The organism is Streptococcus sp. Marseille-Q4154 (assembly GCF_916700545.1).
GTDB lineage: Bacteria > Bacillota > Bacilli > Lactobacillales > Streptococcaceae > Streptococcus > Streptococcus infantis_I.
In genome coordinates this window covers 49,986-62,856 of the sequence record NZ_CAKAKN010000002.1, presented here as the reverse complement: position 1 = coordinate 62,856, position 12,871 = coordinate 49,986, and the positions used below count along the sequence as shown (strand labels likewise).

12 protein-coding genes are annotated in these 12,871 nt (G+C 40.3%); 8 read left to right on the top strand and 4 right to left on the bottom strand.

Annotated elements, in window-relative coordinates; all coding sequences use genetic code 11:
• Nucleotides 1-59 precede the first annotated feature (59 nt).
• The 7 genes from LG369_RS05480 to LG369_RS05450 all read left to right on the top strand — a co-directional run bounded on the left by LG369_RS05480 (nucleotide 60) and on the right by LG369_RS05450 (nucleotide 5,916).
• Nucleotides 60-1,433 (top strand): amino acid permease, encoded by a 1,374-nt coding sequence (locus tag LG369_RS05480; RefSeq protein WP_225750538.1) that lies wholly within the window; start codon nucleotides 60-62, stop codon nucleotides 1,431-1,433.
• Nucleotides 1,434-1,531: 98 nt separating this feature from the next.
• Entirely contained in the window at nucleotides 1,532-1,942 is a 411-nt protein-coding gene (locus tag LG369_RS05475; RefSeq protein ID WP_225750537.1) for a GNAT family N-acetyltransferase, read from the top strand.
• 150 nt (nucleotides 1,943-2,092) lie between these two features.
• Complete coding sequence (locus LG369_RS05470; RefSeq protein ID WP_001107501.1) at nucleotides 2,093-2,302, top strand: helix-turn-helix transcriptional regulator; 210 nt, start codon at nucleotides 2,093-2,095, stop codon at nucleotides 2,300-2,302.
• On the top strand, nucleotides 2,292-2,780 hold the full coding sequence (locus LG369_RS05465) for a DUF6773 family protein (RefSeq protein WP_225750536.1): 489 nt from the start codon (nucleotides 2,292-2,294) through the stop codon (nucleotides 2,778-2,780). Before LG369_RS05470 ends, LG369_RS05465 begins: the two co-directional genes overlap by 11 nt.
• 107 nt (nucleotides 2,781-2,887) lie before the next feature.
• Nucleotides 2,888-4,348 (top strand): nicotinate phosphoribosyltransferase, encoded by a 1,461-nt coding sequence (locus LG369_RS05460; protein WP_225750535.1) that lies wholly within the window; start codon nucleotides 2,888-2,890, stop codon nucleotides 4,346-4,348.
• A complete protein-coding gene (gene nadE, locus LG369_RS05455) occupies nucleotides 4,345-5,169 on the top strand; it encodes an ammonia-dependent NAD(+) synthetase (RefSeq protein WP_225750534.1) in 825 nt (274 codons plus the stop codon). The genes LG369_RS05460 and nadE overlap by 4 nt, the downstream gene beginning before the upstream one ends.
• Before the next feature lie 204 nt (nucleotides 5,170-5,373).
• On the top strand, nucleotides 5,374-5,916 hold the full coding sequence (locus LG369_RS05450) for a GNAT family N-acetyltransferase (protein WP_225750533.1): 543 nt from the start codon (nucleotides 5,374-5,376) through the stop codon (nucleotides 5,914-5,916).
• 45 nt (nucleotides 5,917-5,961) lie between these two features.
• On the opposite strand, the gene LG369_RS05445 is transcribed toward LG369_RS05450, so the two are convergent.
• The 4 genes from LG369_RS05445 to LG369_RS05430 all read right to left on the bottom strand — a co-directional run bounded on the left by LG369_RS05445 (nucleotide 5,962) and on the right by LG369_RS05430 (nucleotide 10,689).
• Complete coding sequence (locus tag LG369_RS05445) at nucleotides 5,962-7,044, bottom strand: M24 family metallopeptidase (protein WP_225750532.1); 1,083 nt, start codon at nucleotides 7,042-7,044, stop codon at nucleotides 5,962-5,964.
• Between the two features lie 115 nt (nucleotides 7,045-7,159).
• Complete coding sequence (gatD, locus tag LG369_RS05440) at nucleotides 7,160-7,942, bottom strand: lipid II isoglutaminyl synthase subunit GatD (RefSeq protein ID WP_225750531.1); 783 nt, start codon at nucleotides 7,940-7,942, stop codon at nucleotides 7,160-7,162.
• Entirely contained in the window at nucleotides 7,942-9,285 is a 1,344-nt protein-coding gene (murT, locus tag LG369_RS05435) for a lipid II isoglutaminyl synthase subunit MurT (protein ID WP_225750530.1), read from the bottom strand. The genes gatD and murT overlap by 1 nt, the downstream gene beginning before the upstream one ends.
• Nucleotides 9,286-9,372: 87 nt before the next feature.
• The gene (locus LG369_RS05430) at nucleotides 9,373-10,689 is read right to left on the bottom strand and encodes an FAD-containing oxidoreductase (RefSeq protein WP_225750529.1); all 1,317 of its coding nucleotides are present in this window, start codon (nucleotides 10,687-10,689) and stop codon (nucleotides 9,373-9,375) included.
• A 341-nt stretch (nucleotides 10,690-11,030) separates the two neighbouring features.
• Here LG369_RS05430 and LG369_RS05425 point away from each other — a divergent pair, with 341 nt between their 5' ends.
• On the top strand, nucleotides 11,031-12,605 hold the full coding sequence (locus tag LG369_RS05425; protein ID WP_225750528.1) for a DEAD/DEAH box helicase: 1,575 nt from the start codon (nucleotides 11,031-11,033) through the stop codon (nucleotides 12,603-12,605).
• Nucleotides 12,606-12,871 lie beyond the last annotated feature (266 nt).

Genomic DNA, 12,871 nt, shown 5'->3' with positions numbered 1-12,871 from the left:
ATATAGGGAAAATGCTTCCATCACTCCTTTTCTTCATTTTAAAAACTTGAGGAGACTAGATGAATTCAGAAAATAAACATAAAAAGAAAACTAAGATGGAGCGTGGATTAACAAACCGCCACGTTCAGGTTATGGCCATTGCGGGAACAATCGGGACTGGACTATTTTTGGGAGCTGGTCGGTCTATCAGTTTAACTGGACCTTCGATTGTCTTGGTATATATGATTACGGGTGGCTTTATGTATCTCATGATGCGTGCTATTGGAGAAATGTTGTACCAGGACCCAGAGCAACACACCTTTATCAATTTTATTACACGCTATCTTGGAAAGGGCTGGGGATATTTCTCGGTTTGGTCTTATTGGTTATCGGTAGTCTTTATTGGTATGGCTGAGATTACAGCAATCGCTCACTATGTTCAGTTTTGGTTTCCGTCTTGGCCATCTTGGTTGATTCAGGTTGTCTTTTTAACAATTTTAGGATTGGTCAATCTGATTGCAGTTAAAATATTTGGTGAAGTGGAATTTTGGTTTGCTATGATTAAAATTATAGCTATTCTTGCCATGATTGCGACGGGTATTTTTATGGTCTTGACCGGCTTTGAAACTCCTTATGGATCAGCAAGCCTTGTCAATATCAGTGAGCAATTCTCCCTTTTCCCAAATGGAGGAATGAACTTTGTCATGGCCTTTCAAATGGTTTTCTTTGCTTACTTGATGATTGAATTTATCGGTGTAACCACATCTGAAACTAAGGATCCTCGGAAAGTCTTGCCTAAGGCGGTTAAGGAAATTCCATTGCGAATTATCTTCTTCTATGGTGGGGCTTTGCTTGCAATCATGTCTATTATTCCTTGGCGTGAGCTTTCTGCGACGGATTCACCATTTGTAACGGTATTTGAACTTGTTGGTCTTAAGTGGGCGGCGGCCTTGATTAACTTTGTTGTCTTGACTTCTGCTGCGTCAGCCTTGAATTCAACCCTTTACTCAACAGGTCGTCACTTGTACCAAATTGCCCATGATTCACCAAATCGTTTCTTGAAAGCTATTAAGGCAGATACACTTTCACGCCACAATGTTCCTCAGAATGCTATCATTGCTTCTGCGGTATTGATTGGTTTTGCAGCCTTTATCAATGTACTTCCTGGCGTATCAGATGCCTTTGCTTTGATTACAGCTTCTTCATCAGGTGTTTATATCGCCATCTACATCTTGATCATGGTGGCCCATCTTAAGTATCGCAAGTCAAAGGACTTTATGGCAGATGGCTATCTCATGCCCCAATATCGCTTGCTAAATCCTCTGACTATGCTCTTCTTCATCTTTGTATTCGGAACTCTCTTTTTACAAGAATCAACTGTAATGGGAGCCAGAGGTTCAGCTATCTGGATTGTTGCTTTTGGTATTTATAGCCAATGGAAATTTAGAAAATAAGTTATAAGCTCATCAACTCTGGTTGATGAGCTTTCTAGTTTGACAGCTCTTGGTAATAAGACTATAATCAAGCTATAAGTATCTTCGAGGAGGTTTGGATGCAGGTAAGATTGGAAAATACAGAGTCTCAGAAATCGCAAATTATAGGAGACTTGATTCGCTCCTATAATCGTTCCAAAAGAGAAGTTGCTGAAAGTGAGCCACTAAACCTTTATGTCGAAGATGAATATGGTGAAATCATGGCTGGCTTAGTAGCAGAGACTTTCGGGAATTGGTTAGAAATTGAGTATTTGTTTGTGAAGGAGGACTTGCGAGGACAAGGAATCGGATCCCAACTATTGCACCAAGCAGAAAGTGAAGCTAAAAAGAGAAACTGTCGCTTTGCTTTTGTGAATACCTATCAGTTTCAAGCGCCAGCCTTTTATCAAAAGCAGGGCTACAAGGAAGTCTTTACCTTAAAAGACTATCCCTACACTGGACAAAGGCACTATTATCAAAAAGATTTGTAAACAGAGAACTCTCTATCATGTAAGTGGTAGAGAGTTTTTTGAAAAAAAAATCTCACAAAATGACAGATATATATTGCACAATGTAAAATATATGATATAATAAAGTTGAAAAAAGAAGCGCGACTTTTAAAATTAAGGAGGAGGTAACAAGTGGCTAAGAATTTAAAATTAAAGTTAGCTCGAGTGGAGCTTGATATGACACAAGGTGATTTGGCAGAAGCTGTGGGTGTCACTAGGCAGACTATCGGTTTGATAGAAGCTGGAAAGTACAATCCTTCGCTTTCACTTTGCCAATCCATTTGTAGATGCTTAGGGAAAACGTTGGATCAATTATTTTGGGAGGAAGAAGATGAAAAATAGATTTTTTTATTATCAATTACTAGACGAAAGAGAAGAACAACTGATGAATAAAGCTAGTGCAGAGAGTTTTTATATTTCTATCGGATTATTGTTTCTAACTTATTTCATAGCAGTGTTAGCACCAAGCCTTTTTAATCCAAGTATGCTTCTCGTTATTATTATCATAGGGACTTTTTACTTTATCAATCGTGCTAGAAGTCTAGGTGTGACTTACTATAGTCGTTTTCATTTTACAATTTTAGGATGTCTGTTATTAACTCTAGTGATTACAGCTACCTTGATGCTACAGAACTACCAGTTCAATATCGAAATATATCAGCATAACCCTCTACATCTTAAATACATTTTTGCTTGGGTATTTACCTATATCTTTTATCTTCCTTGGGTCTTTATTGGTAACTTAGGTTTGAAAAGTTATGGTGAATGGGCTCAGAAGAAGTATGAAAAAGATATGGATGAGCTCGAGAGCATGGAATAGCTTGTTAGCTTTTTCTCCATCTTGGTAAAATGTGTTATAATAGTACTAATTTATGAGAAAAGAAGAAATATTTTCTTCTTTTTACAAATAAGGAAGAAGGACAGTATATGTACCCAGATGACAGTTTAACATTGCACACAGATTTGTATCAGATTAACATGATGCAGGTTTACTTCGACCAAGGAATTCATAACAAGAAAGCAGTTTTTGAAGTTTATTTCCGCCAACAACCGTTTAAAAATGGTTATGCTGTTTTTGCAGGTTTGGAACGCATTGTGAACTACCTAGAAAACCTGCGCTTTTCTGATAGCGATATAGCTTATTTGGAGTCACTTGGTTATCATGGTGCCTTCCTGGAATATCTCCGTAATCTCAAGTTAGAGTTGACGGTGCGTTCTGCTCAAGAAGGGGACTTAGTATTTGCTAATGAACCGATTGTTCAAGTGGAAGGACCTTTAGCGCAGTGTCAATTGGTTGAAACAGCTCTTTTGAATATTGTTAATTTTCAAACCTTGATTGCGACCAAGGCTGCTCGTATTCGCTCGGTCATTGAAGATGAGCCTTTGATGGAGTTCGGTACACGTCGTGCGCAAGAGATGGATGCAGCTATCTGGGGAACTCGTGCCGCTGTCATTGGTGGTGCCAATGGAACTAGTAATGTACGTGCAGGTAAGCTCTTTGGAATTCCGGTTTTAGGGACTCACGCCCATGCCTTGGTTCAAGTCTATGGGAATGACTATCAGGCTTTCAAGGCTTATGCCTCAACTCACAAAAACTGTGTCTTCCTAGTGGATACCTATGACACCCTTCGCATCGGTGTTCCAGCAGCCATTCAGGTTGCGCGTGAACTCGGTGACAAGATTAATTTCCTTGGTGTTCGTATTGACTCTGGTGATATCGCCTATATTTCTAAAAAGGTTCGTCAACAACTGGACGAGGCAGGATTTACTGATGCTAAGATTTATGCATCCAATGACCTTGATGAAAATACCATCCTTAACCTCAAAATGCAAAAAGCTAAGATTGATGTTTGGGGTGTCGGGACTAAGCTCATTACAGCCTATGACCAACCAGCTCTAGGAGCAGTTTATAAGGTTGTTGCCATTGAAGATGAAAATGGTCAGATGCGCAATACTATCAAACTCTCTAGCAATGCTGAAAAAGTTTCAACTCCAGGTAAGAAACAAGTTTGGCGCATTACCAGTCGTGAAAAAGGAAAATCTGAAGGTGATTATATTACCTATGACGGCGTTGATGTGTCAAGTATGACTGAACTCAAGATGTTCCACCCAACCTATACTTACATCAAGAAAACTGTCCGCAATTTTGATGCCGTTCCTCTTTTGGTAGACATTTTTAAGGAAGGTAAGCTAGTCTATGATTTACCAAGTCTTCCTGAAATTCAGGCCTATGCTCGCAAGGAATTTGATAAGCTTTGGGATGAATACAAACGTGTTCTTAACCCACAACATTATCCAGTAGACTTAGCGCATGATATTTGGCAAGATAAGATGGACTTGATTGATAAGATGCGTAAGGAAGCTCTGGGCGAAGGAGAAGAAGAATGAGTTTGCAAGAGACCATTATCCAACAATTAGGGGTTAAACCTGTCATTGATGCCCGAGAAGAAATCCGTCGTTCCATTGACTTTTTGAAAAAATACCTTAAAAAACATCCTTTCCTTAAAAGTTTTGTATTAGGAATTTCTGGTGGTCAAGACTCGACTTTAGCTGGTCGCCTTGCCCAACTAGCCATGGAAGAAATGCGAGCTGAAACCGGTGATGATTCGTATAGATTTATAGCAGTTCGCCTGCCTTATGGAATTCAAGCAGATGAGGATGATGCCCAAAAAGCCCTAGCCTTTATCCAGCCAGATGTGAGTTTGGTGGTCAATATCAAGGATTCTGTAGATGCTATGGCAGCGGCAGTAGAGGCTACTGGTAGTCCAATGTCAGACTTTAATAAAGGGAATATCAAGGCTAGAAGCCGGATGATTGCCCAATATGCACTCGCAGGAGCTCATAGTGGAGCAGTTATTGGTACTGACCATGCTGCAGAAAATGTCACAGGTTTCTTTACCAAGTTTGGTGACGGCGGTGCAGATATTCTTCCTCTCTATCGCCTCAATAAACGTCAAGGAAAACAACTATTGAAGGAGCTGGGAGCTGATCCTGCTCTCTATGAAAAAGTACCGATTGCTGATCTAGAAGAAGAGAAACCAGGATTGGCAGATGAAGTTGCACTCGGTGTAACTTACGCAGAGATTGATGACTACCTGGAAGGTAAACAAATCAGCCAAGAAGCCCAAGCAACCATTGAAAAATGGTGGCACAAAGGCCAACACAAACGCCACCTACCAATCACAGTGTTTGATACGTTTTGGAAGTAAAAACCTCTGGGGGAGGTTTTTACCTTCTTGCCTTGAAATTAGAAAGCAAGAATTATCTCCGGGGGACTTTTTTTCCCCGAGCCTGAAAATACAATAGCGAATAAGGTCCGGAGGACCTTTTTCGCTTTATAACTTTAAATAGGAGACTGAGATAGGTTAATGTAAGTTTGAGCCCATCCATAAAATAGAAAGCGAGTTACGATTATGAAACCACTAGGTACACAAACTATAGAAACTGAACGATTGATCTTGAGGAGATTTGTGGAAGGTGATGCTGAAGCCATGTTTGATAATTGGGCTTCACGCTCAGAAAATCTGACTTATGTGACTTGGAATCCACACCTGAATGTCGAACAGACTCGAAACTCTATTGGCAATTGGGTAGCATCCTACGACAATCCTAACTATTACAAATGGGCCATTTGTCTCAAAGAAAATCCAAATTTTGTCATTGGAGATATTAGTCTGGTCAGTGTGGATGAAGAAAACTCTAGCTGTGAGATTGGATATATCTTAGGGATGGACTACTGGGGACGAGGACTCATGACAGAAGCCTTGAAGGCAGTTTTATCATACTGTCTAGATGAGATTGGATTTGAAGAGGTTGATGCTTGCTATGCAAGTTTAAACCCAGCATCTGGTCGTGTGATGGAAAAGGTGGGTATGACTTTTTGGAAGACGATTCCAAATGCGGTTGAACGAAAAGGTTATATCGCTGATAAAATTTATTATCAAATCAAAAAATAAGATGGAAAGTTAATCTTTTCCATCTTATTTTTTATAATATACTTTTTAATCAAAATAAAGCAAATCTTTGCTGGTGCTTGTAAACAGATTGAAACCATCTTTGGTAACAACACCGCAGTCTTCGATACGGACACCGACTTTACCAGGGATGTAGATACCAGGTTCAACTGAGAAACACATACCTTCTTCGATAACCATGTCGTTTCCTTCCATGATTGAAGGGAATTCGTGGACATCCATACCGATACCATGACCGAGACGGTGGTTGAAGTACTCACCGTAGCCAGCTTTTTCGATTACTTCACGAGCCGCACGGTCTACTTCATGAGCTGTCACACCAGGTTTGATAAAGTCAAGGGCAGCTTGTTGGGCTTCCAGAGTCAAGTTGTAAATATCTTTCTTGAACTGGTCAGGTTTACCAACAGCGACTGTACGAGTCATATCTGATGCATAACCATTAACCATCACACCGAGGTCAAAGAGGAGAAGGGCATCTTTTTCAACCTTGTTAGCTCCAGGGATACCATGTGGATTCGCAGCATTATCACCAGTCAAAACCATGGTGTCGAAGCTCATTTCATAGCCTTCACGTTTCATAGCAAAATCGATTTGCGCAATGATATCTGTTTCAGTATTGTCAAGAGAGATATTGTCAAAACCAACTTTGACAGATTTGTCGGCGTAAACACCTGCAACCATCATTTTTTGCACTTCATCTGCTGATTTGATTAAGCGCATGCGTTGGATCAATGGAGTCAAGTTCTCAAACTCAGCACTTTCAAAGACAGTTTTCAAACCGTGGTATTTAGTCAAGATGAGATTGTCAAACTCAACTGCTACACGTTTGAAATCAAGCTGTGGCAAGGCGTTTTGGATTTTCTTCCAAGGGTTTTCAGAGTCCACGTAGCCAACTACTGGGAATGAGACAGTGCTAGTTGCACGCTCAACCTCAAGGGCTGGAACGAAGAGAAGTGGTTCCTGATCTGCAAGGACAAAGAGGAACATTTGACGTTCGTGTGGATCACTGTAAAAGCCAGTGAGGTAATTAATTGTGACGGGGTCAGATACGACAGCGACGTCTAGCTTTTCTGATTCAAGATAAGTTAAAATTTGTTGTAATTTAGACATATGCTACCTTCTTTCTACCCCTCTATTTTTGCAAAAATTAGGAGAAAATGCAAGGGAGAAGGGGAAAAGAACTTAAAAAAATTCCAACAGCTAATAGCATGTTGGAATCTAAGTATTAGTTGAAGTCTGCCTTGCTTTTAACATCGCTGTATTCTTCAGCAACTTCTTGGCTAAGGATATCCTCATAAGCTGGAAGGTCGATGTCCTGACCATATTTTTTCTTAAGAGCAGTAGTGACCAAGCGATAGGCTAGGTTGGCGTTACGAGATAAAATAGGCCCGTGGAAATAAGAACCAAAGACATTTTTATAGTGAACACCTTCACCGATTTTCTCTTCATTATTTCCGTTTCCGTATACGACCTGCCCCAGTGGTTTTTGGTCATCTGAGAGGAAGGTGCGGCCTTGGTGATTTTCAAAACCATAGTAGGTTTCATCGAATTCTTCGTTATGAATTTTAATGTCACCAATGAATCGGTTATTGGTTTGGTTGAGTGTGTAATGTCCCATGACACCCAAGCCTTCAATGCGTCTTCCAGAAGCTTCAATATAATACTGACCCAATAGTTGGAAACCACCGCAGATAGCAAGGACAACACCGTCATTTTGGATAAAGTTATCGATACTTTCTTTTTTAGCAGGCAAATCACCAGCAATGATACTTTGTTCAAAGTCTTGGCCACCACCGAAAAAGGCAATATCGTAGTGATGTTCATCGAAATCATCATGAAGCGAAACGATATCAATTGTTACATGTGCACCCAGCTTTTCAGCGACGTACTTGAGCATGAGGATGTTTCCATTATCTCCGTAGGTGTTCATGAGATTCCCATAGAGGTGGGCGATATTTAATTGGTAAGGGTAATTGCCGTCTTTTGAGGAAAGTGAAGTATAAACCATTAGTTCATCTCCTTTCTAACAAGCTGACGATTGGCTAGTAATTCTCGGAATTCTAGCATAGCCGTATAAGTCGCAAGGATATAGGCATGCTTGCAGTCTTGAGCTTCGATCGTTTTGAGAACTTGTTCCAGGCTACTTATTTCAGTGATCTTGTCAGCTGGATAGCCAGTAACACGTAGACGACGAGCAATTTCAGAATGACGAACTCCACCCGCATTGATTTCAGGAATGTCCATATCCGTAATTTGCTCAAAGTCAGCATCCCAAATCCAGCTGGTATCAATCCCGTCTGCATAGTTGGCATTGAGGAGAACAGATAGACTAAATGGATAAGGAGCTAGTTTGATCATTTCGATGGCCTGGGTAGCACCAACAGGGTTTTTAATAAGAACCAGTGTGCATTCCTTGTCACCGATATGGAAGGTTTCTTGTCGTCCAAAGACAGCACGACTCTTGTCAAATCCTTGTTTAATCAGTTGAGAATCAGCGCCTAGGTAACGAGCGATAGCAACTGCAGCAAGAGCATTGTAGATGTTGTAGAGACCACCGATTTGAATACCATATTCCTGACCATCAATAACAAAACGAGAACGATTGTTAGTCAACTCAACCAATTCTGTCAGACGGTAGTCCAAGTCAGGACGCTTGCATCCACAATTTTCACAGATATAAGCTCCCAAGTTAGCATAAGTGTTGAGCTCGTATTTCAGAATACTTTGACATTCAGGGCAGAGAATACCTTCAGTATTGTAGTGAGCAAGTTGCGCTGGACCTTTTTCTAAATCAAAACCAAAATATTGAACAGGATTTGGAATTGCAGGCTTGTAGAAAAGCGGACTATCACCGTTTAGCAGAACAGTAGCAGTAGGAACTTTTCGAATAGCGTCCAAAATCATGTTATAGGTTGTATAAATCTCACCGTAGCGGTCCATTTGATCGCGGAAAATATTGGTGATAACGAAAAGACTAGGCTGGATGTAGTCACAGATATGTGAGAGACTAGCTTCGTCGATTTCAAGAACTGCAATATTTTTTCCAGTTTTTGAAGATTTTGCAGCCAAGAAAGTAGTCGTAATCCCTGTAATCATGTTGGCACCACTTGGATTGGTTAACACTTGACCATAAATTTCTTTTAGGATACCGACAGTGAGAGCGGTTGTTAAGGTTTTCCCATTGGTACCAGTTACCACAACAATCTCGTAGTTTTTTGCTAAATTTTGTAAAATATCTTTATCAAATTGAAGGGCAAGTTTTCCAGGGAGCGTACTTCCACGTCCAAGACGACTCAAAATAAAATGAGAAGAACGCCCAGCAAGAAGGCCCAAAGTAGTTTTTAATTTCATGTTTCTATTATATCATAAATGCTGGAAAAGACAGATTTGAGATTTTAGAAAAAGAAAAACAGCCCGCTATCGGACTGCTTTCTATAATTAAATCGCAAACAAGTCATTCAAGTTTTCAGCCAATGTTGGGTGAGTGAAGATTTGTTTTGTGAAGTAAGTGTAAGGGATCTTGTTGTCCATAGCAACAGTAATGATATTGATGATTTCTTGAGAACCTTCAGAGAAGATAGTTGCCCCGAGAATTTCTTTGGTTTCAGTGTTGACAACTGCTTTGAAAGCTCCACGAAGGTCTCCGTTTACGTGGCCACGAGGCATAGCAGCGACAGGGATTTCCTTAACAGCGTATGGAAGTTTCAATTCAGCAGCTTGGCTTTCAGTCAAACCAACTTGTGAAAGTGCAGGTGTGATAAACATGGTGTTTGGTACATTGAGACGGTCCTCAAGAGTGTAGCTGCCATCACCAGCAAGGTAGCTGTAGACAACACGGAAGTCATCGAGTGAAATGTAAGTGAATTGAAGTCCACCATTGACATCTCCAACTGCAAAGACACCAGGAACGTTTGTTTGGCAGTGTTTGTCGACCTTGATTGCACCACGCTCAGTTAGTTCAATGTCTGTGTTTTCAAGTTGAAGTGGTTCCACATTTGGTTTGCGTCCTGTTGCATAGAGAAGGGCATCGAAACGATAGGTTTCTTTTTCAGTTACGACAAGGACTTGGTCGCCATCATTTTTGATTTCAGTAGTATGGATGTTTTGAAGGAGTTCAATTCCGTCTTCTTCCATGTACTGTTTAGCAAGAGCAGCGATAGAAGGTTCAGCACGAGGCAAGAAAGTATCCAAAGCGTCTAAGACGGTTACCTTGCTTCCAAGTTTGTTGTAGAGACCAGCAAATTCAAGACCGATATTTCCACCACCGAGGATACCAAGTTTTTCTGGCAATTTGTCCAAGTTTTGGATGCCTGTTGAGTCAAAGACGTTCTTACTTGTAGTAAGACCTGGAATCGGCAATACATTTGAGACAGCACCAGTGTTGATTACGATTGTTTCAGCAGTCAGTTCTTGTTTTTCATCACCAGCTTGAATTTCGATGACTTTATTAGAAACAAAGTGAGCTTCAGCATCAATGATATCAACGCCTGTACCAGCAATAGTAGCATAGTTTTTACCATTGAGACGTGTAGTAACTGTATTTTTTGTAGCCATAACCTCGTCAAATGACAAGTCTTTTTCTGCAGCGACTAACAAGGTTTTAGTTGGGATACAACCGATGTTGATACAAGTTCCACCGTACATAGCCTTGTTGCGCTCGATAAGGGCAACTTTTTTACCAGCTGAAGCTAGTTTGGCAGCAAGCGTCTTACCTGCCTTACCAAATCCAATGACAATTAAATCGTATGTTAACATTTTTAAATCCTCCTGTTTGATTTTCATTCTAGCACAAGAAAAAAACTTTTGCACAAATCTGCTACGGGAAAAAATATCCAAACAAAATAGTCTCGAGAATGCTTTGATGAATCGAGTTCAAAAGATAGAAAAATCGTTTACATGATTTAATCAGGTGGTTAGACTATCTTTTGACCCTGTCTTATGTTATACTAGATAAGTTGCAAAAAAGCAGTACTTTTCTTTAGTGGAAAAGAAGCAACACGGTCTTTCATAAAAGGTATGAAAGTACGTCATGACAAGAAAAGTATAAACTAAGCGCTATAGGATGGCTTCGCACCATCTTTAGAAAGAAGAATAACGTGAAATTTAATGAATTTAATCTTTCTGCGGATTTGTTAGCAGAAATCGAAAAAGCAGGATTTGTAGAAGCAAGTCCTATCCAAGAGCAAACCATTCCTTTGGCTCTTGAAGGAAAAGATGTTATCGGACAAGCTCAAACAGGTACAGGGAAAACTGCAGCCTTTGGCTTGCCAACTCTTGAAAAAATTCGTACAGAAGAAGCAACCATTCAAGCTTTGGTCATTGCACCAACCCGTGAACTAGCTGTACAAAGTCAGGAAGAACTTTTCCGCTTTGGTAGAAGCAAGGGTGTAAAAGTCCGTTCTGTTTATGGTGGTTCAAGTATCGAAAAACAAATCAAGGCACTTAAGTCAGGTGCTCATATCGTAGTTGGAACGCCTGGTCGTCTCCTAGACTTGATCAAACGCAAGGCCTTGAAACTACAGGACATTGAAACTCTTATCCTTGACGAAGCAGATGAAATGCTGAACATGGGCTTCCTTGAAGACATCGAAGCAATCATCTCTCGTGTCCCAGAAAATCGTCAAACCTTACTCTTTTCAGCAACTATGCCAGATGCCATCAAACGTATTGGTGTTCAGTTCATGAAAGAACCTGAGCATGTGAAGATTGCTGCTAAGGAATTAACAACTGAATTGGTTGACCAATACTATATCCGAGTTAAAGAACAAGAAAAATTTGATACTATGACTCGTCTCATGGATGTTGATCAACCCGAGTTGTCTATTGTCTTCGGTCGTACCAAACGTCGTGTAGACGAGTTAACTCGTGGGCTTAAAATCCGTGGTTTCCGTGCAGAAGGGATTCATGGAGATTTGGACCAAAACAAACGTCTTCGTGTCCTTCGTGATTTTAAAAATGGCAACCTTGACGTCTTAGTTGCAACAGACGTGGCTGCTCGTGGTTTGGATATTTCAGGTGTGACTCATGTCTACAACTACGATATCCCACAAGACCCTGAGAGTTATGTTCACCGTATTGGTCGTACAGGACGTGCAGGTAAGTCAGGTCAGTCTATTACCTTCGTTTCACCTAATGAAATGGGTTATCTACAAATCATTGAGAACTTGACTAAGAAACGTATGAAAGGTCTCAAGCCGGCAAGTGCAGAAGAAGCCTTCCAAGCTAAGAAGCAGGTTGCACTTAAGAAGATTGAACGTGATTTTGCTGACGAAACCATTCGTGGAAACTTTGAGAAATTCGCAAAAGATGCTCGTAAATTGGCTGCAGAATTCAGCCCAGAAGAATTGGCCATGTATATCCTTAGCTTGACGGTTCAGGATCCTGACAGTCTTCCAGAAGTTGAAATTGCGCGTGAGAAACCATTACCATTTAAACCATCTGGTGGTGGATTTGGTGGTAAAGGTAAGGGTGGTCGAGGAGGCCGTCGTGGAGACGACCGTAGAGACAGTGAACGCCGTGGCAATGGACGTCGTGATGACTACCGAAAAGGTGGACGTTCAAAGGATCGATTTGATAAAGAGAAGCGTTACCGTAAGGATCATAAAAAACCACGCAATACTTCAAGTGAGAAGAAAACAGGCTTTGTTATTCGTAACAAAGGAGATAAATAACAAAAAAAGCGGTTCACTGAGGTGGATCGCTTTTATATATAAGGAGACCGAGAGTCATATGAAAAGTAATACGAGAAAATTATATTTATATATTTGTTATCTTGTAATATTATCTTATCAAAAATGTAGGAAGCTGTCAATAAGAAAATAATAAAAAATAGGAAAAATTTTCGAATACACTTGAATTGCAATTCAATAAACAATTTTCAGATAATTGTTGAAGTAGTCAGAATTTTGTGATATAATGAAAGCGATTATATGCGAGG